This window comes from Streptomyces sp. HUAS TT7, from assembly GCF_051550175.1.
In the GTDB taxonomy this organism is placed as follows: Bacteria; Actinomycetota; Actinomycetes; order Streptomycetales; family Streptomycetaceae; genus Streptomyces.
In genome coordinates, this window is record NZ_CP196175.1 from 4,605,089 (window position 1) to 4,629,277 (window position 24,189).

Annotated in this window: 24 protein-coding genes and 1 tRNA gene; 17 read left to right on the top strand and 8 right to left on the bottom strand. The window is 69.8% G+C overall.

Annotation, left to right across the window (positions count from 1 at the left end):
- Window positions 1–7: 7 nt before the first annotated feature.
- From ACSHXC_RS20785 to ACSHXC_RS20795, 3 genes are all read right to left on the bottom strand, one after another.
- Window positions 8–655, bottom strand: coding sequence for a disulfide bond formation protein B (locus ACSHXC_RS20785; RefSeq protein ID WP_438293018.1), 648 nt, complete (start codon window positions 653–655; stop codon window positions 8–10).
- 14 nt (window positions 656–669) lie between these two features.
- Window positions 670–831, bottom strand: coding sequence for a hypothetical protein (locus tag ACSHXC_RS20790; RefSeq protein WP_438293019.1), 162 nt, complete (start codon window positions 829–831; stop codon window positions 670–672).
- Between the two features lie 571 nt (window positions 832–1,402).
- Window positions 1,403–1,476, bottom strand: a tRNA-Gly gene (locus ACSHXC_RS20795).
- Window positions 1,477–1,705: 229 nt separating this feature from the next.
- Here ACSHXC_RS20795 and ACSHXC_RS20800 point away from each other — a divergent pair.
- The 3 genes from ACSHXC_RS20800 (at window position 1,706) to ACSHXC_RS20810 (ending at window position 3,055) form a co-directional block, all read left to right on the top strand.
- Window positions 1,706–1,891, top strand: a complete 186-nt coding sequence (locus ACSHXC_RS20800; protein ID WP_159047789.1) for a hypothetical protein — start codon at window positions 1,706–1,708, stop codon at window positions 1,889–1,891.
- A gap of 79 nt (window positions 1,892–1,970) precedes the next feature.
- A complete protein-coding gene (gene dcd, locus ACSHXC_RS20805; protein WP_167158741.1) occupies window positions 1,971–2,546 on the top strand; it encodes a dCTP deaminase in 576 nt (191 codons plus the stop codon).
- Window positions 2,547–2,548: 2 nt separating this feature from the next.
- Window positions 2,549–3,055 (top strand): phosphoribosyltransferase, encoded by a 507-nt coding sequence (locus tag ACSHXC_RS20810; RefSeq protein WP_114040692.1) that lies wholly within the window; start codon window positions 2,549–2,551, stop codon window positions 3,053–3,055.
- A gap of 72 nt (window positions 3,056–3,127) precedes the next feature.
- Here ACSHXC_RS20810 and ACSHXC_RS20815 read toward each other — a convergent pair whose 3' ends face one another.
- A complete protein-coding gene (locus tag ACSHXC_RS20815; protein WP_438293021.1) occupies window positions 3,128–4,087 on the bottom strand; it encodes a YIP1 family protein in 960 nt (319 codons plus the stop codon).
- Between the two features lie 97 nt (window positions 4,088–4,184).
- Here ACSHXC_RS20815 and ACSHXC_RS20820 point away from each other — a divergent pair, with 97 nt between their 5' ends.
- Window positions 4,185–4,373 carry a hypothetical protein gene (locus ACSHXC_RS20820; protein WP_438293023.1) on the top strand — a complete coding sequence of 63 codons (189 nt, stop codon included), beginning with the start codon at window positions 4,185–4,187 and terminating at the stop codon, window positions 4,371–4,373.
- 213 nt (window positions 4,374–4,586) lie between these two features.
- On the top strand, window positions 4,587–5,654 hold the full coding sequence (locus ACSHXC_RS20825; RefSeq protein WP_438293025.1) for a hypothetical protein: 1,068 nt from the start codon (window positions 4,587–4,589) through the stop codon (window positions 5,652–5,654).
- Between the two features lie 106 nt (window positions 5,655–5,760).
- Here ACSHXC_RS20825 and ACSHXC_RS20830 read toward each other — a convergent pair whose 3' ends face one another.
- Entirely contained in the window at window positions 5,761–8,052 is a 2,292-nt protein-coding gene (locus ACSHXC_RS20830) for a (Fe-S)-binding protein (RefSeq protein ID WP_438293026.1), read from the bottom strand.
- Between the two features lie 249 nt (window positions 8,053–8,301).
- On the opposite strand from ACSHXC_RS20830, the gene ACSHXC_RS20835 reads away from it, so the two are divergent.
- The 9 genes from ACSHXC_RS20835 (at window position 8,302) to ACSHXC_RS20875 (ending at window position 17,420) form a co-directional block, all read left to right on the top strand.
- The gene (locus ACSHXC_RS20835) at window positions 8,302–9,156 is read left to right on the top strand and encodes an NAD-dependent epimerase/dehydratase family protein (protein ID WP_438293028.1); all 855 of its coding nucleotides are present in this window, start codon (window positions 8,302–8,304) and stop codon (window positions 9,154–9,156) included.
- A gap of 13 nt (window positions 9,157–9,169) precedes the next feature.
- Window positions 9,170–10,210, top strand: a complete 1,041-nt coding sequence (locus ACSHXC_RS20840; protein WP_438293030.1) for an MraY family glycosyltransferase — start codon at window positions 9,170–9,172, stop codon at window positions 10,208–10,210.
- Entirely contained in the window at window positions 10,207–10,974 is a 768-nt protein-coding gene (locus ACSHXC_RS20845; protein ID WP_438293031.1) for an FkbM family methyltransferase, read from the top strand. Before ACSHXC_RS20840 ends, ACSHXC_RS20845 begins: the two co-directional genes overlap by 4 nt.
- 147 nt (window positions 10,975–11,121) lie before the next feature.
- Complete coding sequence (dnaK, locus tag ACSHXC_RS20850; protein ID WP_438293033.1) at window positions 11,122–12,984, top strand: molecular chaperone DnaK; 1,863 nt, start codon at window positions 11,122–11,124, stop codon at window positions 12,982–12,984.
- The gene (gene grpE / locus ACSHXC_RS20855) at window positions 12,984–13,622 is read left to right on the top strand and encodes a nucleotide exchange factor GrpE (RefSeq protein WP_438293034.1); all 639 of its coding nucleotides are present in this window, start codon (window positions 12,984–12,986) and stop codon (window positions 13,620–13,622) included. The genes dnaK and grpE overlap by 1 nt, the downstream gene beginning before the upstream one ends.
- Before the next feature lie 45 nt (window positions 13,623–13,667).
- Complete coding sequence (gene dnaJ / locus ACSHXC_RS20860) at window positions 13,668–14,852, top strand: molecular chaperone DnaJ (protein WP_438293036.1); 1,185 nt, start codon at window positions 13,668–13,670, stop codon at window positions 14,850–14,852.
- 1 nt (window position 14,853) lies between these two features.
- On the top strand, window positions 14,854–15,321 hold the full coding sequence (locus ACSHXC_RS20865; RefSeq protein ID WP_438293038.1) for a heat shock protein transcriptional repressor HspR: 468 nt from the start codon (window positions 14,854–14,856) through the stop codon (window positions 15,319–15,321).
- A 161-nt stretch (window positions 15,322–15,482) separates the two neighbouring features.
- Window positions 15,483–16,457, top strand: coding sequence for a LuxR C-terminal-related transcriptional regulator (locus tag ACSHXC_RS20870; RefSeq protein ID WP_438293039.1), 975 nt, complete (start codon window positions 15,483–15,485; stop codon window positions 16,455–16,457).
- Between the two features lie 174 nt (window positions 16,458–16,631).
- Window positions 16,632–17,420, top strand: coding sequence for a helix-turn-helix transcriptional regulator (locus ACSHXC_RS20875; protein ID WP_438293040.1), 789 nt, complete (start codon window positions 16,632–16,634; stop codon window positions 17,418–17,420).
- A gap of 5 nt (window positions 17,421–17,425) precedes the next feature.
- On the opposite strand, the gene ACSHXC_RS20880 is transcribed toward ACSHXC_RS20875, so the two are convergent.
- The gene (locus ACSHXC_RS20880; RefSeq protein WP_438293041.1) at window positions 17,426–18,403 is read right to left on the bottom strand and encodes a helix-turn-helix transcriptional regulator; all 978 of its coding nucleotides are present in this window, start codon (window positions 18,401–18,403) and stop codon (window positions 17,426–17,428) included.
- Between the two features lie 340 nt (window positions 18,404–18,743).
- Here ACSHXC_RS20880 and ACSHXC_RS20885 point away from each other — a divergent pair, with 340 nt between their 5' ends.
- Window positions 18,744–19,076 (top strand): (2Fe-2S)-binding protein, encoded by a 333-nt coding sequence (locus tag ACSHXC_RS20885; RefSeq protein ID WP_053726447.1) that lies wholly within the window; start codon window positions 18,744–18,746, stop codon window positions 19,074–19,076.
- Window positions 19,077–19,188: 112 nt separating this feature from the next.
- Here ACSHXC_RS20885 and ACSHXC_RS20890 read toward each other — a convergent pair whose 3' ends face one another.
- Window positions 19,189–19,602, bottom strand: coding sequence for a pyridoxamine 5'-phosphate oxidase family protein (locus ACSHXC_RS20890; protein ID WP_438293042.1), 414 nt, complete (start codon window positions 19,600–19,602; stop codon window positions 19,189–19,191).
- A gap of 132 nt (window positions 19,603–19,734) precedes the next feature.
- Between ACSHXC_RS20890 and clpB the strand changes: the two genes are divergently transcribed.
- Complete coding sequence (clpB, locus tag ACSHXC_RS20895; protein ID WP_438293043.1) at window positions 19,735–22,341, top strand: ATP-dependent chaperone ClpB; 2,607 nt, start codon at window positions 19,735–19,737, stop codon at window positions 22,339–22,341.
- A gap of 121 nt (window positions 22,342–22,462) precedes the next feature.
- Complete coding sequence (locus ACSHXC_RS20900) at window positions 22,463–22,996, top strand: YbjN domain-containing protein (RefSeq protein WP_438293044.1); 534 nt, start codon at window positions 22,463–22,465, stop codon at window positions 22,994–22,996.
- A gap of 13 nt (window positions 22,997–23,009) precedes the next feature.
- Here ACSHXC_RS20900 and ACSHXC_RS20905 read toward each other — a convergent pair whose 3' ends face one another.
- Window positions 23,010–24,140 carry a hypothetical protein gene (locus tag ACSHXC_RS20905; RefSeq protein ID WP_438296719.1) on the bottom strand — a complete coding sequence of 377 codons (1,131 nt, stop codon included), beginning with the start codon at window positions 24,138–24,140 and terminating at the stop codon, window positions 23,010–23,012.
- Window positions 24,141–24,189: the final 49 nt, after the last annotated feature.

The following is a 24,189-nucleotide window of genomic DNA, read 5'->3' on the forward strand; positions in this document are numbered from 1 at the left end:
CGCCGCCTCAGAGACCGAGGTCGGTGAAGAACTGGTAGCTGGTGGGGTCGCCGGACATCTGCCAGTTGACGCCCTGGAGGAGGAAGCAGGCGACCAGGTTGCTGGCGGCGAACACGGTGATCACGGCCAGGGTGACGGTGGCGGCCTTGCGCAGCAGGGGCGAGGCGGCGGTGGCGTTCAGGGGCTCGGCCCGGGGGGTCAGGAAGAGGGCGGCTCCGGCCGCCACGGCGGCGCCGAGGAAGGCGATCAGGGCCCAGGTGTACAGGTGCAGGCCGAACAGGGCGCCGGCGTAGCCGGGGTCGGGGGGCACGATGTGCATCAGGACCTGGGTGGCCGAGACGACGCTGCCGATGAGGGCGGCCATGATGGCCCACCCCCATCCGGAGGCCCACTCGCGGGTGGTCACCTCGCCCTTGCGGGAGCGGGCGATGATCCAGGCGGGGCCCACCGCGCTGAGCAGGAAGAACATCCGCTGCAGCAGGCACATGGGGCAGGGGTACTCCCACAGCCCGAACTGGAAGAAGTACGCGCCCGCGAGGGTGCCGCACAGTCCGACGACGTAGGCGTGGGCGAACCAGAGGCCCAGCCGGTTGGAGAGCCGGGCGGGGCTGGTGGTGGTCGCGGTGGCGGTGGCGGTGGCGGTTGCAGTGGTCATGGGAACTCTCCCCCTCAGAGGGCGATGTGGAAGGTGTGGGTGATGACGTGGGGGAGGAACGCGATCGCCGTGGCGGCCAGGGTCCCGGCCCAGAGCAGGCTGCGGGCGCGGGCCGGCCAGTCGCGGAGCACTGCCATCACACACAGGAAGATGAGGAGGAAGAGGAGGGTGTACATGAGGTCCCAGCTTCATCGGGGGGTCCGTTGTTGATTTCCTGCCCCCACTCTCCGCCCGGCCGCCCGGGGCGGGTAGCCGTAACGAACCAATGCATCCATAGAGCGGATCTATGCCCTCGATCCGTGGGTGGGCGGGTGGCCGGGGCCGCACACCTCAGCTGGAGCAGGCCCTTCGTACCAGGGGCGCGGCATCCCCGGCATCCCCTGCACCCCCGCATCCCCGGTACCCCGGCACACCCGGCCCACCCCCATGGGGCGTGAACCCTCGTACGGAGCCGATGCGGGCCGGGAGCCGCCCTCGGTGGGCGAGTGGCCAGATCGCTTCCTTGTGACGCCGCTAGGCGTTGCCTAGCGTCGATTCCGCATCGGCAGAGAGTCACGTCCGCCGCGGCCGTGCGCGCGCACACCTCTCAAGGAGATCGCGCAAGGCGCCCCATCGCACCCACCCGTCCGACACCCTGCCCCAAACCTCGGAATCCTGGTGAGCGAGGCCAGTTGAGGCGTGCGGGGGCCCAGGGCGGCCCGGGACAACAAACAACCCCCAAGCCGGGGGCCTGGGGGTTCAAAGAACTGGAGCGAGTGACGGGAATCGAACCCGCGCTCTAAGCTTGGGAAGCTTATGTTCTACCATTAAACTACACTCGCGTGATCGTTCCCCATGGGGAAGCGGTCGTCGCTCACTCTACCCCATGCTCGGCCCCCGGTGGATTCACCGGGGGCCGTCGCGTTGTCGCGGGCCGGGATCGCCGTGCGGGCAGGGGGAGTTGGGGCGTACCGTGAAGGGCGTGTGTGTGGTCGGAGTGCCGCGTGGAGTGGCGTCCCGTTCATCCCCTAATGTGGTGGTTTCTCCGTCCATGCTTGTTGGGGAAGGGACTTGAGCGACTTGATGGACTCGTTGGAGCGCACCGTCGTCCGCTGCGCCGGAGGGCACGTCTTCACCACGGATTCGTTTCCGATGCAGCAGCTCGGCACCGGCCGGATCGGGCCCGGTCGGCTGATCCGCTGTCCGCGGTGCGCGCGGTTGCGTCATGCCGTGCCCGTACTGCCCGAACAGCGGTAGCGCCCCTTCGTACCGGGGCCCACAGGCGCGCGGGACCGTCCGATTGGGGCGGGCCGCGCGCCTTGCGTATCCTCGGGGAGTGCTTCTCTCAGACAAGGACATCCGGGCCGAGATCGACTCCGGGCGGGTACGGATCGATCCCTACGACGAATCCATGGTGCAGCCGTCCAGCATCGACGTGCGCCTCGACCGCTTCTTCCGGGTGTTCGAGAACCACCGCTACCCGCACATCGACCCCGCCGTCGAGCAGGCCGACCTCACCCGGCTCGTCGAGCCGGAGGGCGACGAGGCCTTCATCCTGCATCCCGGTGAGTTCGTGCTCGCCTCGACGTACGAGGTCATCACGCTTCCCGATGACCTTGCCAGCCGGCTTGAGGGCAAGAGCTCGCTCGGGCGGCTCGGGCTCGTCACGCACTCCACCGCCGGGTTCATCGACCCCGGGTTCTCCGGTCACGTAACCCTTGAGCTCTCCAACGTCGCCACGCTTCCGATAAAGCTGTGGCCCGGGATGAAGATCGGGCAGCTTTGTCTGTTCCGGCTCAGTTCGTCCGCCGAGGAGCCCTACGGGTCCCAGCGGTACGGCTCTCGTTACCAAGGCCAGCGCGGGCCCACCGCCTCGCGGTCCTTCCTCAATTTCCATCGGACCCAGGTGTGAGCATGAACGACCAGAACGACGTGCGCGAGAACCTCACCTACGAGAAGTTCGGCGGCGCGATCCGCGAGCTCGCGCAGACCATCGCCGACGACGGCTACGAGCCCGACATCGTCGTCTCCATCGCGCGCGGCGGCGTCTTCGTCGCCGGCGGGCTCGCCTACGCCCTCGACTGCAAGAACATCCACCTGGTGAACGTCGAGTTCTACACCGGTGTGGGCACCACCTTGGAGATGCCGGTCATGCTGGCCCCCGTGCCCAACGCCATCGACTTCTCCGGCAAGAAGGTCCTGATCACGGACGACGTCGCCGACACCGGCAAGACGCTCAAGCTGGTGCACGACTTCTGCCTCGACCACGTCGCCGAGGTCCGCAGCGCCGTCATCTACGAGAAGTCCCACTCGCTCGTCAAGTGTGAGTACGTCTGGAAGCGGACGGACGAGTGGATCAACTTCCCTTGGTCTGTCGAGCCGCCCGTTGTCCGGCGTGAGGGGCAGGTGCTGGACGCCTAGTCCGGCCCCCAGGAACTGCGAAGGGCCCCGCCGGGTCGTACAGCCCGGCGGGGCCCTTCCGCGTACGTACGGCTAGATCGTGCCCAGTTTGATCAGTGAGAGCAGCGCGATCAGCTGGATCGCGGACGCGCCGAGTGCCTTCGGCCACGGCAGGTCGTGGGACTTGCTCACCATCGACGTGAACAGGGCGCCGGCCGCCAGCCAGGTCGCCCAGCCGAGGATCTGGACCACGCTGTTGTTGCCGCCCAGGAACAGGGCGAGCAGCAGGCGCGGGGCGTCCGTCAGGGACATGATCAGCATGGAGAGGCCCACCGTCGGCTGCCACGCGCCGTCGCCGCCGAGCTGGCGGGCCAGGGTGTGGGTGACCGCGCCGAGGATCAGGCCGCCGACCACGAACACGACGCCGGTGGTGAGGACCACCGGCACCGCCTTGGACAGCGTGGTGCTGATGACGTCCTCGCGGGCCTTGTCGAAGCCGAAGATCGCCAGCATCCCGTAGAGGAACGTGATGATCAGCGCCGGGCCCCACACCGGGTAGTCCCGCATCTGCCAGAACGTCGGGCCCGGCCGCAGCACGATGCCGGACACGAGCTCCTTCCAGTGCAGGCGGGGGCCGCTCGGCGGGGCCGTGACCGCGCCCGCCCGGTAGGTCGCGCCGTCGCCGTACGGGTCCTCGCCGACGCTGAACGCCTGGGTGTGGCCCGGGTTGTTCGCGTACGGGTCCTGGGCGGGGGCGTAGCCCTGCGGCTGACCCTGGTCCTGGTAGTACGGGTCGCCGAAGTACTCCGGCTCGTCCTGCTGCGGGTAGGGCCCCCGGTACTGCGGCTGCCCGCCCCCGTACTGCGGCGGTTGTCCCTGCCCGTAACTCTGCGGTTGCTGCTGTGCGTGCCCCTGCCCATGCCCGTACTGCGGCTGCTGCCGGCCGTCCGGCCACTGTTGTGCCGGTGCCTGCTGCTGCCCTTGTTGTTGCGGTTGCCGCGGGGGGCGGTTGTTGTTGTCCCGGCCGCCGCGTCCGATCCTGAATCCAGCCACGAATCGAACGTACCTGTTCCGCTGGTACGCCAACCGGGGGCCGCCGGAACCGGACGCCTTTGCGGCTGAGCTGTGACATCCCCTAGGGGGAGCTTTCGTGCCGTGCCTCGACGACAACGTCCGCCCGCAGTTCACGATGCGGCTCGTGGACCGGCCCATCGCCGCCGACAAGGACTTCGGCCTGCTGATCGTGCCGGGCGCCGAGCACATCTGCATGGGCTACGAGCACTACGTGACCCGGCGCCGCGGGGGGACTTCCTGTGACTCGGTGGTCGGCGCTCGGTGACGAGGTGAATGCGCAGGGTGTCAATTCCTGACCGTTTTGGTTGAATTCCGAGCGATTTACACGGCCGCGGGCGAAGTAGGAGGAAGCCGTTACATTGCTTACGCATTACCCAAACATCGCACTCGTAGCTTTGTTGATGTCGCCGCCACAAAGGGCCACAGACACGACATAACAAACAGGCTTCACGCTTCTACGTTACGAGGAAGAGCACCCATGCGCGCCACCCGCCGTACCATCCGCACCGCCGCCATCGCCACCGGAGCCATCGCCGCGCTCGCCCTCCCGGCCGGTGCCGCCTTCGCCGACTCGCCCACCACGCCGTCCGACCAGCAGGGCCGGCAGCAGGTGCTGCCCGGCACCGAGGACCCGAAGGACCAGAAGGACCAGGTCCTGCCCGGCCAGGACGACGAGAAGAAGGACGAGTCCAAGAAGGACGAGACCGACAAGGGCGGGAAGAAGGACGAGTCCAAGAAGGATGACTCCAAGAAGGACGACACGAAGAAGGACGTTCGCTCCTTCGTGAAGTCCGTCAAGCTCGCGGACGGTTCGGTCGCCAAGGTCTACAAGCTCGGCCAGAACCACTACGAGGCCGAGATCTGGGCGAACGGCAGCAAGCTCGACACCCTCGTGGCCAAGGGCGCCTCCGCCACCGGTCAGAACAACGGCCTGTACATCGTGCTGAACCCGGACGGCAGCGTGACCTCCTGGGGCGAGGGCGGCAAGAAGGACGAGTCCGAGAAGAAGGACGAGCGCAAGGACGAGCGCAGGAAGGACGAGCGGAAGAAGGGCGACAAGAAGTCCGACGTGATCTCCTCCGTGAAGATCACGATGCCCGACGGCCGCATAGCCAAGCTCATCAAGACGACCGACGGCCCGCGCGTCGAGATCTCCATGCCGAACGGGAACTTCCTCGGCGCCATCGACCTCAAGGACCCGTCGGCCCTCAACGACGGCTGGACCTACAAGATCGTCAACGCCGGCAAGGGTGTCTACAAGTTCGTCGTCATCGACGGCAAGAACGGTGGCAGCAGCTGGGTCTACGACTTCAACGGCAAGCTGATCGAGAAGTACACCGTCCAGAAGGACGGCAAGAAGAAGCAGCAGCCGGTGAAGACCGCCGCCGGCGTCGTTCCCAAGGGCGGCGTCAAGGCCGGTGCCGAGGGCGTCTCCAACACCTCCTCCGACCAGGCGCCGATGATCGCCGCCGGTGGCGGTCTGGCCGCCGCGGGTGCCGCGGGCCTCGGCTTCGCGATGCTGCGCCGCCGCGGCGACCAGCGCTGACGACGCCGGGTACGAGGCACTCCGTCCGGCAGGCCGCGTACAACGGAAAGCGGCCGGTTCCGCCCTTGGGCAGAACCGGCCGCTTCCGTACGTCCGTGAACCGGTGTTACTTCACCGGCTCGGGCTCCGGCGCGTTCTCCGCCTCGGCGGTGCCGGCCGGGTCGACGGGGGTCTTCACCGAGTCGAGGAGCAGCTGCGCCACGTCCACGACCTGGAGGTTCTCCTTGGCCTTGCCATCGTTCTTCTTGCCGTTGACGGAGTCCGTCAGCATGACGAGGCAGAACGGGCAGGCCGTCGAGACGATGTCCGGGTTGAGGGACAGGGCCTCGTCCACGCGCTCGTTGTTGATGCGCTTGCCGATCCGCTCCTCCATCCACATGCGCGCACCACCGGCGCCGCAGCAGAAGCCGCGCTCCTTGTGGCGGTGCATCTCCTGCTGGCGCAGGCCCGGGACGGCCGACATGATCTCGCGCGGGGGCGTGTAGACCTTGTTGTGACGGCCCAAGTAGCACGGGTCGTGGTAGGTGATCAGACCGTCGACCGGGGTGACCGGGACCAGCTTGCCCTCGTCGATGAGGTGCTGGAGCAGCTGCGTGTGGTGGATGACCTCGAACTCGCCGCCCAGCTGCGGGTACTCGTTCGCGATCGTGTTGAAGCAGTGCGGGCAGGTCGCGACGATCTTCTTCGCGGACTTCGGCTTCTTGGTCGCCGGGTCCTCATCGTCTTCCCCGTACGCCATGTTCAGCATGGCCACGTTCTCCTGGCCGAGCTGCTGGAACAGCGGCTCGTTGCCGAGGCGGCGGGCCGAGTCACCGGTGCACTTCTCGTCGCCGCCCATGATCGCGAACTTGACGCCCGCCATGTGCAGCAGCTCCGCGAAGGCCTTGGTGGTCTTCTTCGCCCGGTCTTCGAGGGCGCCCGCGCAGCCGACCCAGTACAGGTAGTCGACCTCGGTGAGGTCCTCGATGTCCTTGCCGACGATCGGGACCTCGAAGTCGACCTCCTTGGTCCACTCGACGCGCTGCTTCTTGGCGAGCCCCCAGGGGTTGCCCTTCTTCTCCAGGTTCTTGAGCATCGTGCCCGCCTCGGACGGGAACGCGGACTCGATCATCACCTGGTAGCGGCGCATGTCGACGATGTGGTCGATGTGCTCGATGTCGACCGGGCACTGCTCGACACAGGCGCCGCAGGTGGTGCAGGACCACAGGACGTCCGGGTCGATGACGCCGCCCGCGGCGAAGCCGCTGTCAGATGCAGCCTCGACGGTGCCGATCAGCGGGCGCTCGGCCTCCGCGAGGGCGGCCGCCGGGACGTCCTTGAGCTGCTCCTCGGTCGCCTTCTCGTTGCCCTCCATGTCCTTGCCGCCACCGGCCAGGAGGTACGGGGCCTTGGCGTGCGCGTGGTCGCGCAGGGACATGATCAGGAGCTTGGGGGAGAGCGGCTTGCCCGTGTTCCAGGCGGGGCACTGCGACTGGCAGCGCCCGCACTCGGTGCAGGTGGAGAAGTCGAGGATGCCCTTCCAGGAGAAGTGCTCGATCTGCGAGACGCCGTAGACGTCGTCCTCGCCCGGGTCCTCGAAGTCGACGAGCTTGCCGCCGGAGGCCATCGGCTGGAGCGCGCCGAGGGCGACGCCGCCGTCCGACTCGCGCTTGAAGAAGATGTTGGGGAAGGCCAGGAAGCGGTGCCAGGCGACGCCCATGTCGGTCTTGAGCGCGACCGTGATCATCCAGATGAACGACGTCGCGATCTTCAGACCCGCGAAGAAGTACGTGAGGTTCTGCAGCGTGGACAGGTCCATGCCGCGGAACCAGGCGACGACCGGGTACGAGACGAAGAACGAGGCCTCGTAGCCGTCGACGTGGTGCTGGGCGCCCTCCAGCGCGTGCAGCGTGAAGATGCAGATGCCGACGATGAGGATGACGGCCTCGACGAAGTACGCCTGGCCCGTGTTGGAGCCCGCGAACCGGGACTTGCGGTCCGGCCGGCCCGGCCGGTTCAGCTGCCGGATGACGATGAGCGTCAGGATGCCGAGCGCGGTCATCGTGCCGAGGAACTCGACGAACACGTTGTACGGCGCCCAGTCGCCGATGACCGGCAGGATCCAGTCGGCCTTGAAGAGCTGGCCGATGGCGTTGACGATCGTCAGGAGCAGCGAGAAGAAGCCCACGGCCACGAACCAGTGCGCGACGCCGACGATGCCCCACTTGTTCATGCGGGTGTGGCCGAGGAACTCCTTCACCACGGTGACCGCACGCCGGTAGGGGTCGGCCGTGCGGGTACCGGCCGGCACGGCCTGGCCGAGCCGCACGAAGCGGTAGATCTGCACGAGGGCACGGCCGAACAGCGCTACGCCGACCGCGATTAGGACCAGCGACACGATGATCGCGGCGAGTTGCATGAGGGGGCTCCTCGGGCCTGCGAGGTGGGTTACGGGGACGGGCCCGGACGCATTACTAAGCAGTAACTTATCCAGTCCACCTGAGCGTACCCACTTCTACCGCCGCACTGTAGCCGCGCAAGCGGTGATCTGTGTCGCTCAGCGTGCCCTTGGTCGGTGCCGGATATCCATCGTGTTATTCACCACATATGCGGACATAACAAACTAACTTGTTGTCCGCAACGTCGGCCGAACCGAATGGGCGTCCCCATGCCAGCTCCCGCCACGTACCTCGTCACCGGTGGTGCCGGATTCATCGGCTCGCACCTCGCCGATGCGCTGCTAGGCCAGGGCCACACCGTGCTCGTGCTCGACGACCTGTCCACCGGCGCCCGCGCCAACCTCGCCGCCGCCTGGTCCGATCCGCGGCTGCGCTTCGTGCGCGGCTCGGTCCTGGACGAGCGCCTGGCCGACGAACTCACCGCCTGCTGCGACACCGTGGTCCACCTCGCGCCCGTGACCGGTGCCATCGGCGCGGCCGCCCTGCGGCACGGCAGACGGCTCGTGATCGCGGCGGCGGACGGCCGCGGCGAGGCGGCCTCCGGCGCCACCGTCGTACGCCACGGCGACACCGTCGGGCCGCGCCAGTCGCCCGGCCACGCGACCCTGCTGACCCGGCTCGTGCGCCGGGTGGTCGCGGGCGATCCCCTGGTGGTGCACGGCGACGGCACCCGCGGGTGCCGCTTCCTCGACGTCGCCGACGCCGTCGACGCGCTGCTCGCCCTGCTCGACCGTCCCGGCGCGGCGGGCGCCGACTTCGACATCGCAGGCAGCGAGGAGATCACCGTGATGGCCCTGGCCGAACGCACCCTGGCCCGCGGCGGCGGCACGTCCGCCGTCCGCCACTACCCGTACGTCGTCGACCGCGTCCCGCACGAGGCGTACGCGAAGCACGTCCGGCCCTTCGACACGGCGCCGCTGCGCGAGCTGACCGGGTGGCGGCCGGCCCGCTCCCTCGACGACATCCTGGACGCGGCGATCGCCCGGGCCCGCGCCGAAGCCCCCGTCGTCCCGCCCGGCCTCCGAGAGCCCGCCGCGTCGCCGGCCGGGCAGCACCTCGGCTGAGGGGGCGGCCGACATGCTGCACGGGCTCGCGGCCGCGACGTCGGCCGTCGTGGTGACCGCTCTGCTCGCCGCCCTGATCCGCGCCGTGATGCTGAAGTTCGGCCGCAAGGGCGGCGACGTCACCCCGCACCTGGGCGGCATCGCCGTCTGTCTCACCACCCTCGGGGTGGCCTGCGCGGGGCCGGTGCTCGACATCGCCGAGCTCGGCGAGGGGGTCGCGCCGCTGCTCGCCGCGTCCGGCGCGGTCGCGCTGATCGGCCTGGTCGGTGACCTGTGGCCGCTGGGCGCACGGGTCCGGCTCGTGGTGGAGGCGGCCGCGGCGACCGCCGTCGTCACGCTGGCCGGGCTCTCGCCGGGCGCGGGGGCGCTCGCGGTGCTGTGGATCGTCTTCGTCACCCACGCCTTCCAGCTCCTGGACAGCTCCGACGGCGCGATGGGCGCGGTCGCCGCCGTGACCGCGCTCGGCCTCGCGGTGTGCGCGATCGCCGAGGGGCGCCCCGGGCACGGGCTGCTCCTGAGCGTGCTGGCCGCCGCGCTGACCGGGTTCCTGCTGCACAACTGGTACCCGGCCCGCATCCATCTCGGCGACTGCGGCTCTCTGTTCACCGGGTTCCTGCTCGCCTCCTCGGCGGTCGCCGTGCACACCCGGGAGCCCGGCGCGCAGACCTGTGCCGAGCTCTTCGCGCTGACCCTCGTCGTTCTCAGCGACACCCTGCTCGTGCTGGTCTCGCGGCGCCGCGCGGGCCGCCCGATACTGCGCGGGGGCGGCGACCACATCGCCCACCGGCTGCGGAAGATGGGGCTCAGCACGCAGGGCGCGGCCGTTGTCCTCGGTGTCGCGGCCCTTGCCGCCACGCTGGTCGGCCTCCAGATCCACGACGGGCGCATCGACCCGGTCGCGGCGCTGCCGCTGGGTCTCGTCGTGCCCGTCGCGGTCGTGCTGCTCCTGCGGGTGCCGGTGTACGGGGACGCCGCTCGCCGCCGCGCCCCGCACGCCCGCACCCCCAACGAGAGCGCCGGCGCTCCCGTCGACCTCGCGGGAGGCCGAGGATGAACCCGTTCCGGGCACTCCGGCGCCCCGCACACGCCGCGATGCGCTGGTTCGGCATCGACGTGGGCCGCCACCACCCCGGCGACCGCGAACTGGTCCGCCTGCTCGCCCGGTACGAGATCGACCTGGTCCTCGATGTCGGCGCGTACCGCGGCGACTTCGGCGCGATGCTGCGCGAGGCCGGCTACCGCGGCCGCATCGTCTCCTTCGAGCCGCTGCGCGAACCCCGCGCCGAACTGCGCCACCGCGCGGCCTCCGACCACACCTGGAGCGTGCTGCCGTACGCGCTCGGCGACCGCACCGGCCAGGCCACCCTCAACGTCTCCGGCGACTTCGGCCCCGCCAGCTCCCTGCTCCCGATGCTGCCCCGCCACCCCCGCACCGTGCACACGGGCAAGGCCATCGTGGAGACCCGGCGCCTGGACGGGCTCTGGGAGCAGCTCGTCGCCCCCGGCGAGCGGGTCTTCCTCCATCTGGACGTGCAGGGGTACGAGGCTCAAGTCCTGGGCGGCGTCGGGGAGTTCGGGGACGAGATCTGCGGCGTGCGGATGGGGGCGCCGCTGGTGCCGCTCTTCGCGGGCGGCCGGCTCTTCGACGACCTGCTCGCGCTGGCCCGGGAGCGGCTGGGCCTGACCCTGATGTCCCTCGCGCCGGGCCTCACCGACCCGAGCGACGGCCGGATGCTGCGGTGCGACCTGGTTCTGCTGAGGGAGGGGGCCCTCGACCCGTCGGGGCGGGTGCCGGTGCCTGCGGCGCGGGCGGAGTAGCGGGATTTCAGCCGGCCGTGGACAGGCCGGGCGCACCTAAGCGCAACATAAAAGTTGAGTGCCCTAGACTCAGCTCTGTTGACCGGGCGGGACGGATGGTGCATTCTTGAGCCAGTTCCACTCAAGTAGTCAGCAGGAGGAATCGAAATGGCACGTGCGGTCGGCATCGACCTGGGCACGACTAACTCCGTCGTCAGCGTTCTTGAAGGCGGCGAGCCCACCGTCATCACCAACGCAGAGGGCGCCAGGACCACGCCGTCCGTCGTCGCCTTCGCGAAGAACGGCGAGGTGCTGGTCGGCGAGGTCGCCAAGCGCCAGGCGGTCACCAACGTCGACAGGACCATCCGCTCGGTCAAGCGCCACATGGGCACCGACTGGAAGATCGAGCTCGACGGCAAGAGCTTCAACCCGCAGCAGATGAGCGCCTTCATCCTGCAGAAGCTGAAGCGCGACGCGGAGGCCTACCTCGGCGAGAAGGTCACCGACGCGGTCATCACCGTGCCGGCGTACTTCAACGACTCCGAGCGCCAGGCGACCAAGGAGGCCGGCGAGATCGCGGGCCTCAACGTCCTGCGCATCGTCAACGAGCCGACGGCCGCCGCCCTGGCCTACGGTCTCGACAAGGACGACCAGACCATCCTCGTCTTCGACCTCGGTGGCGGCACCTTCGACGTGTCCCTCCTGGAGATCGGCGACGGCGTCGTCGAGGTGAAGGCCACCAACGGTGACAACCACCTCGGTGGTGACGACTGGGACCAGCGCGTCGTCGACTACCTGGTCAAGCAGTTCCAGTCCGGTCACGGCGTGGACCTGTCCAAGGACAAGATGGCCCTCCAGCGCCTCCGCGAGGCCGCCGAGAAGGCCAAGATCGAGCTGTCCTCGTCCACCGAGACCTCGATCAACCTGCCCTACATCACGGCGTCCGCCGAGGGCCCGCTGCACCTGGACGAGAAGCTCACGCGCGCCCAGTTCCAGCAGCTGACCAGCGACCTCCTGGAGCGCTGCAAGACGCCGTTCCACAACGTCATCAAGGACGCGGGCATCCAGCTCTCCGAGATCGACCACGTCGTTCTCGTCGGCGGTTCCACCCGCATGCCGGCCGTCGCCGAGCTCGTCAAGGAGCTGACCGGCGGCAACGAGGCCAACAAGGGCGTCAACCCGGACGAGGTCGTCGCCATCGGCGCTGCCCTCCAGGCCGGTGTCCTCAAGGGCGAGGTCAAGGACGTCCTGCTCCTCGACGTCACCCCGTTGTCCCTCGGCATCGAGACCAAGGGAGGGATCATGACCAAGCTCATCGAGCGCAACACCACGATCCCGACCAAGCGGTCCGAGATCTTCACGACGGCCGAGGACAACCAGCCGTCCGTGCAGATCCAGGTCTACCAGGGCGAGCGCGAGATCGCGGCGTACAACAAGAAGCTCGGAATGTTCGAGCTGACCGGTCTGCCGCCGGCCCCGCGCGGTGTCCCGCAGATCGAGGTCGCCTTCGACATCGACGCCAACGGCATCATGCACGTGACCGCGAAGGACCTCGGCACGGGCAAGGAGCAGAAGATGACCGTCACCGGCGGCTCCTCGCTGCCGAAGGACGAGGTCAACCGCATGCGTGAGGAGGCCGAGCAGTACGCGGAGGAGGACCACCGCCGCCGCGAGGCCGCCGAGAGCCGCAACCAGGGCGAGCAGCTCGTCTACCAGACCGAGAAGTTCCTCAAGGACAACGAGGACAAGGTCCCGGGCGAGGTCAAGACCGAGGTCGAGGCCGCCGTCGCCGAGCTGAAGGAGAAGCTCAAGGGCGAGGACTCGGCGGAGATCCGCACCGCCACGGAGAAGGTCGCCGCCGTCTCGCAGAAGCTGGGCCAGGCCATGTACGCCGACGCCCAGGCCGCGCAGGGTGCGGCCGGCGCCGCTCCGGGTGCCGAAGCCCCGAACATGTCGAAGGAAGACGACGTGGTCGACGCCGAGATCGTCGACGACGAGAAGCCGCGTGACGCGAAGGGCGGCGCCGCCTGATGTCTGAGGAGACCCCGGGCTTCGAGGAGAAGCCCGACGTCCCCTCCGGCGCTCAGGAAGACGCCGAGCCGAAGGCCGCCGACTCCTCCGAGGAGGGGAAGGCGGCCCCGGCCGGGGACGCGGCCAAGGAGATCGCTCTGCAGGCTCAGCTGGACCAGGCCCAGACGGCGCTCACCGAGCGCACCACGGACCTCCAGCGGCTGCAGGCCGAGTACCAGAACTACCGCCGTCGCGTGGAGCGGGACCGCGTCACGGTCAAGGAGATCGCCGTCGCAGGCCTCCTGACCGAGCTGCTGCCCGTGCTCGACGACATCGGCCGGGCCCGTGAACACGGCGAGCTGCAGGGCGGCTTCAAGTCGGTGGCCGAGTCTCTTGAGACGGTCGCCGCGAAGATGGGCCTGCAGCAGTTCGGCAAGGAGGGCGAGCCCTTCGACCCGACGGTCCACGAGGCCCTGATGCACAGCTACGCGCCGGACGTCACCGAGACGACCTGCGTGGCGATCCTGCAGCCGGGCTACCGGTTCGGCGAGCGTACGATCCGCCCCGCGCGGGTCGCGGTGGCCGAGCCCCAGCCGGGCGCGGCCGCCAAGGAAGAAAAGTCGAGCGACGAGGAGAGCGGTGGCCCCGACAAGGGCTGACGCAGCGGTCATTGAAGAAGTGATCGTCCGGGAGGAGGGACGTCGATGAACACGAAGGACTTCGTCGAGAAGGACTACTACAAGGTTCTCGGCGTCCCCAAGGACGCCACCGACGCAGAGATCAAGAAGGCGTACCGCAAGCTCGCGCGCGAGAACCACCCCGACGCCAACAAGGGCGACGCCAAGGCGGAGGAGCGCTTCAAGGAGATCTCCGAGGCCAACGACATCCTCGGCGACCCCAAGAAGCGCAAGGAGTACGACGAGGCGCGCGCCCTGTTCGGCAACGGCGGCTTCCGGGCCGGTCCGGGCGCGGGCGGCGGCAGCTTCAACTTTGACCTGGGCGACCTGTTCGGCGGGCAGCAGCCGGGCGGCGGCGCAGGGGCCGGCGGCTTCGGCGGCGGGCTCGGCGACGTGTTCGGCGGCCTGTTCAACCGGGGCGGCGCGGGCACCGGCACGCGCACCCAGCCGCGCCGCGGGCAGGACCTGGAGTCCGAGGTGACGCTCAGCTTCACCGAGGCGGTCGACGGGGCCACCGTCCCGATCCGGCTGTCCAGCCAGTCCCCCTGCAAGGCCTGCTCGGGCACCGGCGACAAGAACGGCACGCCCCGCGTGTGCCCGACCTGTGTCGGCACCGGCCAGGTCTCGCGCGGCTCGGGCGGCGGCTTCTCGCTGACCGACCCGTGCGTGGACTGCAAGGGCCGCGGCCTCATCGCCGAGAACCCGTGCGACGTCTGCAAGGGCAGCGGCCGGGCGCGTTCCTCGCGCACCATGCAGGTCCGCATCCCGGCGGGCGTCAGCAACAGCCAGCGGATCCGGCTGCGCGGCAAGGGCGCGCCGGGCGAGCGGGGCGGTCCGGCGGGCGACCTGTACGTCGTGGTCCACGTCGACGCGCACCCGGTGTTCGGCCGCAAGGACGACAACCTCACCGTCACGGTGCCGGTCACCTTCACGGAGGCCGCCCTCGGCGCCGAGGTCAAGGTGCCCACCCTCAGCGGCCCGCCGGTGACCCTGAAACTGCCCGCGGGCACCCCCAACGGCCGTACGATGCGGGCCCGCGGCAAGGGCGCGGTCCGCAAGGACGGCACCCGGGGCGACCTGCTTGTCACGGTCGAGGTGACCGTGCCGAAGGAACTGGACGACAAGGCCCGCGAGGCCCTGGAGACCTACCGCGAGGCGACTGCGGGCACCGATCCGCGGGCAGAACTGTTCCAGGCCGCGAAGGGAGCATGAGATGGACCCCCGCCAGCGTCGACAGCCCCAATTTGCTTCTAGGGCTTACGAGTTGAACGAAGAGACGCCGGTGTACGTCATCTCGGTGGCGGCCCAGCTCTCGGGCCTCCACCCGCAGACCCTGCGGCAGTACGACCGCCTCGGCCTGGTCTCGCCCGACCGCACGGCCGGGCGCGGCCGGCGCTACTCGGCCCGCGACATCGAACTGCTCCGTACGGTGCAGCAGTTGTCGCAGGACGAGGGCATCAACCTGGCGGGCATCAAGCGCATCATCGAGCTGGAGAACCAGGTCGCCGCCCTCCAGGCCCGGGTCGCCGAGCTGTCCTCCGCGGTCGAGGGCGCGGCCGTCGCCATGCAGCAGCGCGAGGCCCAGGTGCACGCCTCCTACCGGCGGGACCTGGTCCCGTACCAGGACGTCCAGCAGGCCAGCGCGCTGGTCGTCTGGCGCCCGAAGAGGTCGTCGGAGTAGCCCGAGGTCGGGCCGACTCCTCCACGCGTCCGACAAGGCCCGCTGTCCCCTTCGGGGGCGGCGGGCCTTTCGCGTTCGGCGATCACCCGGCGATCACCATGAACGCGGGGCCCGATGGGGATAAGGTCATCGGGCTCGGTCGCAGGGAGGCGGGGGAGAGCATGTCTGAGCAGGTGGCGCATCCGCATGGCGCGGACCGGCTGTGCGCGGCCGGGGAACGGGCGTACGCGGACGCGCTGCGCGCCGGACGCCTCGCGCGCGAGGCCGCGGGCGACGCCACCTGCCTGATCGACCTCGGCCTCCTGCACCCCGACCCGTGCGCCCCCGAATGGCTCCTGCCGACCTCCCCGCAGGCGGTGATGGCACGGCTGCTGCGCGGCATCCACGAGGACATCGCGGCGAGCCAGGCCCGGACGGGCGTGGTGGCGGCGGCATTCGAGCGCTTCGCCGCCCTGGACGCGCCCGCGCCGGCCGGCACCGAGGCCATCCGCGTCCTGGACGGCATCCCCCGCATCAACGCGGCCATCGACGACGCGATCGCCGGCTGCGCCACCGAGGCGCTCACCATCCAGCCCCGCGGCATCCGCCCCGAGCACGTCCTGTCGCAGGCGCTGCCGCGGGCCCTGGACATGGTGGGGCGCGGGGTGCGCATGCGCACCCTGTACACCCATGTCGCCCGCTACGGCACCGGTCTCACCGACTACCTGCACCAGCTGGAGGGCCGCGCGGTCGAGGTGCGCACCCTCGACGAAGTCACCGACCGCCTCCTCCTGTTCGACCGTACGGTGGCGATCATCCCGGCCGCCGCGGACGACAGCAGCGCCCTGGAGCTGCGCCACCCGGCGCTCGTCGAGTACCTCGCGACCGTCTTCGAGCGGCTGTGGCGGCTCGCGGTGCCGCTGACCGAGGCCGTGCCCGCGGCCACCGACATCGAGGGCGTCACGCACCGGGAGCGGGTCATCGCGGCGCTGCTCGCCGAGGGCCACCAGGACGCGGTGATCGCCCAGCGGCTCGGCATCAGCGTGCGCACCTGCCGCCACCACATCAGCCGCCTCGCCGACGTGCTCGGCAGCAGCAGCCGCACCCAACTCGGCGTCCGCATCGCCCAGTTGGGCCTCGATGCGCACCCTCGGTAATCCACGGCGTACGCAACATGTGGACATGTCGAGCTTTATTCCACCTCCAGTTGATGCAGTGCAGCAACATGATGGTGGTGGCCCGGCGGCTCCCGATGCATCGTGGTGTTCAGAATGAACAGCTCAACTCACGGGGATGCAGGGCCGGGGGGCGGCGAGGTGGACGCCGCTGCCGTGGCTCTCCTTGTGCGCGGCATCCACGACGGCCTGGCCGACACGCGGCACCGCGCGGGCCGGATCGCCGAGGCCTTCGAGCGGTACGCGTCGATCGGCCCGTGTGCCCCCGAGCCCTGCGCGGCCGTGCGGGTGCTCGACGGCTTCGACGAGATCGACGCGGCCATCGCCGCGGCCTCGGCCGCCTGCACCACCGAGATGCTGACCGTGCAGCCCGAGGGGATCCGCTCCCCGAGCATCCTGGCGCACGCCTCGACGCGGGACCCGGCGCTTGTGGACCGCGGCGCGCGGATGCGCACCCTGTACACGCACGTCGCCCGCTACGGGCAGGCCCTGACCGCCTACCTGGAGCGGCTCGGCGACGGCGCCGAGGTGCGCACCCTGGACGAGGTCACCGACCGGATGATGGTCTTCGACCGCACGGTGGCGTTCCTGCCCGCGAACCCCGAGCGCACCAGCGCCCTGGAGCTGCGCCAGCCCGCCCTCGTCGGCCACCTGGTAACGGTCTTCGAGTGCCTGTGGAACCGGGCGGTCCCGCTCGCCGAACCCGTACCGGCCGCGACCGGCATCGCCGGCATCACGCACCGCGAGCGGGTCATCGCGGCGCTGCTCGCCGAGGGCCACCAGGACGCGGTCGTCGCGCAGCGGCTCGGCATCAGTGTGCGCACCTGCCGCCACCACATCGGCCGCCTCGCCGAGGCGCTCGGCTCCTCCAGCCGCGCACAGCTCGGCGTCCGTATTGCCCGGGCCGGCCTCGGCGGCCCCGCGCACCCGGTCGCCCCGCGGTGACGGCTTCAGGCGTCTTGGTCCAGGATGCCGGACTGTGCGATGAGGAAGCCGAGTTGGGCCCGGCTTCCGCTGCCGAGCGCGGCCGCCAGCTTGGCGATGTGCGCGCGGCAGGTGCGTACGTTCATGCCGAGGCGGCGGGCGATCGCCTCGTCCACGTGGCCCTCCACCAGAAGCTTGGCGATGGAGCGCTGGACGCCGGTGATGCCGGCCGTCTCCAGGTGGTAGGGCACCTCGTCGTCCCAGGGGGTGGCGTACTGCCAGAACTGGTCGAAGACGCCCACCAGGTACTGCACGAGCCCCTCGTGCCGCAGTTCCAGGGCGACTTGGCGGTCGCTGCGCGCGGGGATGAAGGCGACCTTGCGGTCCATGATGATGAGCCGGTCGATGATCTCCTCCAGGGTGCGCACCTCCAGTCCGTACGGAGCGATCCGTTCCACGTAGCCGATGGTGGCGGAGTGGTGGCGGGCGGTGTGCTGGTAGAGGGTGCGCATCTCGACGCCGCGGGCGAGCAGCGGCTCTATGCGGCGCAGCCCCGCCTCGAAGCTCTCGGGCCTGCGGCCGCTGCCGGGCTGGATGACGAGCAGTTCCTCGGTGCACTCGTTGATGACGCGGTCGAGGGTCGCGTTGATCAGTTCCAGGCCTTCGAGGACCGTGATCGCGTGCGTGCCGGTGGTCGCGGGCGTCGCGATCGACATGAATGGCTCGAAGGTGTCGGCGAGGGCGACCGACTGCTTTCTGCGCTCCTGGATCTCGCGTTCCAGCGGCTGGGTCAGCAGGTTGAGCACCACCGTGGGCGGAACCGGGCGCAGCAGCTGGGCGTCGTCGGGATCGGGGCGCAGCAGGGTGAGGTCGACCAGACACGGGGCGGAGTCGGCCTCTGAGCGGGTAATCCCGCCTGTACGCAGGGCAAGGGCGTACAGAGCCGTTCCTGTCTCGCACAGATCAACTGGGCCGTGATCGTGTCCTATGTGCCCTTGTTTCAACCTAGTTGCACCCCCCTCATCCTTTTGAATTACAGGAACATGATGCCTGGCTGCGCTGGTGCAAGTGGCCGGAGTGGGCCATCGTCGTATCCGCGGGGGGAGGTAATGATCAAAAGAGGTGGAGATCGGCCATGAGCAGGATGGTTCGAGCACTAAGCACGACAGCCGTTGTGGCGGCTGCTCTCTGCGCTCTCTCGGCGCCTGGGGACGTCACTTGGGAGACCCACCCCGCGAAGTCCTCAGCCACGACCGCACAGGACGTCACCTGGGAGATCGCACCGAAGGTCGCGGCGATAGGCGGGGACGTCACCTGGGAGTCCGCCCCTAAGGGTGCTGTCGCATGAGCTTCCCGCCCGACGACCGCACCTTCCGTCGCGAAATGGCCACGGCCTACCGCTCGGGGTGGCACTTCATCGACCTCGCCACAGCAGTTCCTTTTCGTGGCGATTCGTTGATGGTCACTCTGCTCGGTGAGCCGATCCTGATCGCCCGTGAGGACGACGAGGACGTCCGTGCCTACCGGTGCCTGCGCCGGCCGCGCGGGGCACCGCAGCCCATTCGCTGTGTTGTCCGGTACGGCATGGTCTTCGTGAATCTCGACCAACGTGACCACCAGCTTTTCGAGTCGGAGGCTCAACCCGATTCATCCACCGCCACCCCCCGCAGTGCCTGACGCGATCCCCCGTCGTTGTACATCGCGCAGGTGCTTCCCCCACACAGCGGCGCCATCGTGGACCTGAACACGGTGGCGCCGCTGTGCTGTCCGGGTACGGACGGCCACCGGATCAGGTGTTGCCCATCGCCCTGGTCAGCCTGATCTCGATCAGCACCCGGTCCGGGTTCGGGGCCGGGGTCCGCTGGTAGCGCACGGCGTAGCGCTCCACCGCGTCCGCGATCGGCTCGGGTTCCGTGCGCACGACCGCGCGGCCCTCCAGCGTCGCCCAGCGCCTGCCCTCCAGCTGACAGACCGCGACCCGCGCGCCCGCCGGGTCCACCGCGAGCGCCGCCAGGACGTTGGCGACCTTCCGGCTGTTCTTGTTGCAGATGATCCGGGCGAGCCCCCCTTCCGGGTCGTACGTCACTCCCACCGGCGTCACGTGCGGCGAGCCGTCCGGCCGCTGCGTCGTCAAGGTGCAGATGTGGCGCTCGCGCCAGAAGCTGAGATAGGCGTCGTCGGGCTTGCGTACGTCCATGGCCATGGCCAAGCAACCTAGCCCCTCACCCTCCCTTCCTCATGCCTTGAGCGGAATGGACTCAACTTTGTGTACGTTGGAAGGGTCATAGGTGGTGAAGCCATTGCCAAGGCGTACGACGAGGAGGAGCGAACGCACGTGGATGCCGAGCTGACGAACAAGAGCCGGGACGCGATCAACGCCGCGAGCAACCGGGCCGTCGCCGGGGGCCACCCGGATCTGACCCCCGCGCATCTGCTGCTCGCGCTCCTGGAGGGCCAGGACAACGAGAACGTCATCGACCTGCTGGCCGCCGTGGAGGCGGACCAGGCCGCGGTGCGCTCCGGCGCCGAGCGGCTCCTGGCCGCGCTCCCGAGCGTGACCGGCTCCACCGTCGCCCCGCCCCAGCCCAACCGCGAGCTGCTTGCCGTCATCGCGGACGCGGCCCAGCGGGCCAAGGAGCTGGGCGACGACTACCTGTCCACCGAGCACCTGCTGATCGGCCTCGCCGCCAAGGGCGGACAGGCCGGTGAGATCCTCTCCCAGCAGGGGGCGAGCGCGAAGAAGCTCCTTGACGCGTTCGAGACGAGCAGGGGAGGGCGCCGGGTGACCACACCCGACCCGGAGGGTCAGTACAAGGCGCTGGAGAAGTTCGGTACGGACTTCACGGCGGCCGCCCGCGAGGGCAAGCTCGACCCGGTGATCGGCCGGGACCAGGAGATCCGCCGGGTCGTCCAGGTGCTTTCGCGGCGTACGAAGAACAACCCGGTGCTGATCGGCGAGCCCGGCGTCGGCAAGACCGCCGTCGTCGAGGGGCTCGCCCAGCGCATCGTGAAGGGGGACGTGCCGGAGTCGCTGAAGAACAAGCGGCTGGTCTCGCTGGACCTCGGCGCGATGGTGGCGGGTGCGAAGTACCGGGGCGAGTTCGAGGAGCGCCTCAAGACCGTCCTCTCCGAGATCAAGGAGAGCGACGGCCAGATCATCACGTTCATCGACGAGCTGCACACCGTGGTCGGCGCGGGCGCCGGCGGCGACTCGGCGATGGATGCGGGCAACATGCTCAAGCCGATGCTGGCGCGCGGCGAGCTGCGTATGGTCGGCGCGACCACGCTGGACGAGTACCGCGAGCGCATCGAGAAGGACCCCGCGCTGGAGCGCCGCTTCCAGCAGGTCCTGGTGGCCGAGCCGAGCGTCGAGGACACCATCGCGATCCTGCGCGGGCTCAAGGGCCGCTACGAGGCGCACCACAAGGTGCAGATCGCGGACGGCGCCCTGGTCGCGGCCGCCACCCTCTCCGACCGGTACATCACCTCGCGCTTCCTGCCCGACAAGGCCATCGACCTGGTCGACGAGGCGGCCTCGCGACTCCGTATGGAGATCGACTCCTCCCCCGTCGAGATCGACGAACTCCAGCGCGCCGTCGACCGGTTGCGCATGGAGGAGCTGGCGCTGAAGAACGAGACCGACGCCGGCTCGCTCCAGCGCCTGGACAAGCTCCGCAAGGACCTCGCCGACAAGGAGGAGGAGCTGCGCGGGCTCACCGCGCGCTGGGAGAAGGAGAAGCAGGGCCTCAACCGGGTCGGTGAGCTGAAGGAGCGGCTCGACGACCTGCGCGGCCAGGCCGAACGCGCCCAGCGCGACGGCGACTTCGACTCCGCCTCCAAGCTCCTGTACGGCGAAATCCCGGGCCTGGAGCGGGAGTTGGAGGAGGCCGCCGAGGCCGAGGCCGAGCAGGAGAAGTCCAAGACTGGTGACACTAAAAGCAGCATGGTCAAGGAGGAGGTGGGTCCGGACGACATCGCGGATGTGGTCGGCGCCTGGACCGGCATCCCCGCCGGGCGCCTGCTGGAGGGCGAGACGCAGAAGCTGCTCCGCATGGAGGGCGAGCTGGGCAAGCGCCTGATCGGCCAGTCGGAGGCGGTGCAGGCCGTCTCGGACGCGGTGCGCCGCACCCGGGCCGGGATCGCCGACCCGGACCGGCCGACCGGATCGTTCCTCTTCCTCGGCCCGACGGGCGTCGGCAAGACCGAGCTCGCCAAGGCGCTCGCCGACTTCCTCTTCGACGACGAGCGGGCCATGGTCCGCATCGACATGTCGGAGTACAGCGAGAAGCACAGCGTGGCCCGTCTGGTCGGCGCGCCTCCCGGCTACGTCGGCTACGAGGAGGGCGGCCAGCTCACCGAGGCCGTCCGCCGCCGCCCGTACTCCGTGGTGCTCCTGGACGAGGTGGAGAAGGCGCACCCCGAGGTCTTCGACATCCTGCTCCAGGTCCTCGACGACGGCCGCCTCACCGACGGCCAGGGCCGCACGGTCGACTTCCGCAACACCATCCTGATCCTCACCTCCAACCTGGGCAGCCAGTACCTGGTCGAGCCTTTGACCAGCGCGGAGGAGAAGAAGCAGCAGGTCCTGGAAGTGGTGCGGGCCTCCTTCAAGCCGGAGTTCCTCAACCGGCTCGACGACCTCGTGGTCTTCTCCGCGCTCACCAAGGACGAGCTGTCCCACATCGCCGGACTCCAGATCGACCGCCTGGCCAAGCGTCTGGCGGACCGCCGGCTCACCCTGGACGTCACCCCCGAGGCCCTTCAGTGGCTGGCCGACGAGGGCAACGACCCGGCCTACGGAGCGCGCCCGCTGCGCCGCCTGATCCAGACCGCCATCGGCGACCGGCTCGCCAAGGAGATCCTGGCGGGCGAAGTCACCGACGGTGACACGGTTCGGGTCGACCGATTCGGGGAGGGGCTGATCGTGGGGGCGGCGAAGTAAGGCCGATCCTGCCACCCCGGCCCGATTCGGTCAGCCCGCAGCGGATACCCGGGGGCAGGGGTTGCCACCCCTGCCCCGGCATGGGGGAGGATGACCGGAACCGTACGAAGGAAGATTCACGATGAGCATCGACCCGTCCTCGATTCCGAATTTCGGGGCTCAGCAGGGCCCGCAGTCCGGCGGTGCGCCGTCCGGGCCCGTCGTTCCCGACCAGGACCTGGTGAAGCAGCTCCTGGACCAGATGGAGCTCAAGTACGTCGTGGACGACGAGGGCGACCTCGCCGCGCCGTGGGAGGATTTCCGTACGTACTTCATGTTCCGCGGCGAGGACGACCAGCAGGTCTTCTCGGTGCGGACGTTCTACGACCGGCCGCACAGCATCGACGACAAGGTCCAGATCCTGGAGTCGATCGACGACTGGAACCGCCGCACCCTGTGGCCGAAGGTCTACACGCACACCCACGACGACGGCACCGTCCGCCTCATCGGCGAGGCGCAGATGCTGATCGGCACCGGCGTCGCCCTGGAGCACTTCGTGTCGTCCACCGTGAGCTGGGTCCGTGCCTCGATCGAGTTCGACAAGTGGCTCCTGGAGCAGCTCGGCCTGGAGAAGGACGTCGAGGGCGGCGAGGCGGGCGAGTCCGACTCCGAGTGACCCTTCGGGTGATTCACAGCGCCATGGTGGCCTGCGTCAGCAGATAGGCCCCGTAGCAGAACGAGAGCCCGGCCAGGGCGACGGTCACCGCGACCGCCGCCCGGGGCCGGGCTTTCGTCAGTGCGAGTGCGAGCGGGACGAGCAGCGGGAACGCGGGCAGCAGGAAGCGCGGCTTCGACTCGAAGAACCCTGCGCCGCCGACCGTGATCAGCACCAGGATGGCCGTGTAGATCAGCAGGGGCACGGGCGGCCGGTCAAGGACGAACAGCACGAACAGCACGACCATCACCGCGGTCAGCAGCGCCGCCATCGTGAACCCCAGGTCGTACGGGGCCGTCGCGAGCCTCTTCACGAACTCCAGCGTGCCCGCGCCGAAGTCGAACCGGGACGTCCAGCCGGCCTGCACCGCGAAGTAGCCGCCGAGCAGATCGCCCTTGCGCACCCCGACCCACAGCACGTAGCCGCACCAGCCGAGCGGCGCGAGCAGCGCGCCCGCCCACGGCCGCCAGGAACGCCGCTCACCGCGCCAGATCGCGTAGCCTGCCGCCGCCATCACCGCCGCGGTCACCGCGACGGCGTTCGGCCGGGAGAGCCCGGCGAGCAGCGCGAGCGAGCCCGCCCACAGCCAGCGCCGCTCCAGGACCGCCCACAGCGACCAGGCCGCAAGGGCCGTCATGACGGGCTCGGTGTACGCCATCGTCAGGACGACGGAGTGCGGAAGCAGCCCCCACAGCAGCACCAGCAGGGTGCCCACCGGGCGGCCGTACAGGCGCTCGCCGATCAGGTAGATCCCGGGGGCCGCGGCGGCCGCCGCCGTCCACGAGACGATCAGCCCCGCGGTGCCGCCGGTGACCGGCAGGACGGTGGTCACGGCGCGGATCAGGCCCGGGTAGAGCGGGAAGAACGCCAGGTCGCTCTGGACCGAGCCGTCCGGCCAGGACAGGGTGCGGCCGTAGCCGTGGGCCGCGATCCGGGCGTACCAGTCGGCGTCCCAGGAGGTTGCGAGCCGCGCGCGGGGCGAGAACCCCCGGTGCCAGGCCGCCGCCGCGACCACCAGGAGCCCGGTCAGCCGCGCGGCCGCGAACAGGCCCAGCGCGGGGGCCGCCCGGCGCAGCGCGCCGATCCAGGGCGGGGCGCTCGTGATGCTCCCTGCCCGGCGGCCGCGGGCGGGGACGGTGATCTCGGCGGACAGG

What these genes read in the sequence shown, in the direction of transcription:
- dnaJ (WP_438293036.1), top strand. Translation starts at nt 13,668, where the DNA reads ATGAACACGAAGGACTTCGTCGAGAAGGACTACTACAAGGTTCTCGGC.
- grpE (WP_438293034.1), top strand. Translation starts at nt 12,984, where the DNA reads ATGTCTGAGGAGACCCCGGGCTTCGAGGAGAAGCCCGACGTCCCCTCC.
- ACSHXC_RS20840 (WP_438293030.1), top strand. Translation starts at nt 9,170, where the DNA reads ATGCTGCACGGGCTCGCGGCCGCGACGTCGGCCGTCGTGGTGACCGCT.
- dnaK (WP_438293033.1), top strand. Translation starts at nt 11,122, where the DNA reads ATGGCACGTGCGGTCGGCATCGACCTGGGCACGACTAACTCCGTCGTC.
- ACSHXC_RS20865 (WP_438293038.1), top strand. Translation starts at nt 14,854, where the DNA reads ATGGACCCCCGCCAGCGTCGACAGCCCCAATTTGCTTCTAGGGCTTAC.
- ACSHXC_RS20810 (WP_114040692.1), top strand. Translation starts at nt 2,549, where the DNA reads ATGAACGACCAGAACGACGTGCGCGAGAACCTCACCTACGAGAAGTTC.
- ACSHXC_RS20830 (WP_438293026.1), bottom strand. Translation starts at nt 8,052, where the DNA reads ATGCAACTCGCCGCGATCATCGTGTCGCTGGTCCTAATCGCGGTCGGC.
- ACSHXC_RS20870 (WP_438293039.1), top strand. Translation starts at nt 15,483, where the DNA reads ATGTCTGAGCAGGTGGCGCATCCGCATGGCGCGGACCGGCTGTGCGCG.
- ACSHXC_RS20885 (WP_053726447.1), top strand. Translation starts at nt 18,744, where the DNA reads ATGAGCTTCCCGCCCGACGACCGCACCTTCCGTCGCGAAATGGCCACG.
- ACSHXC_RS20900 (WP_438293044.1), top strand. Translation starts at nt 22,463, where the DNA reads ATGAGCATCGACCCGTCCTCGATTCCGAATTTCGGGGCTCAGCAGGGC.
- ACSHXC_RS20785 (WP_438293018.1), bottom strand. Translation starts at nt 655, where the DNA reads ATGACCACTGCAACCGCCACCGCCACCGCCACCGCGACCACCACCAGC.
- ACSHXC_RS20845 (WP_438293031.1), top strand. Translation starts at nt 10,207, where the DNA reads ATGAACCCGTTCCGGGCACTCCGGCGCCCCGCACACGCCGCGATGCGC.
- ACSHXC_RS20890 (WP_438293042.1), bottom strand. Translation starts at nt 19,602, where the DNA reads ATGGCCATGGACGTACGCAAGCCCGACGACGCCTATCTCAGCTTCTGG.
- ACSHXC_RS20835 (WP_438293028.1), top strand. Translation starts at nt 8,302, where the DNA reads ATGCCAGCTCCCGCCACGTACCTCGTCACCGGTGGTGCCGGATTCATC.
- ACSHXC_RS20825 (WP_438293025.1), top strand. Translation starts at nt 4,587, where the DNA reads ATGCGCGCCACCCGCCGTACCATCCGCACCGCCGCCATCGCCACCGGA.
- ACSHXC_RS20790 (WP_438293019.1), bottom strand. Translation starts at nt 831, where the DNA reads ATGTACACCCTCCTCTTCCTCCTCATCTTCCTGTGTGTGATGGCAGTG.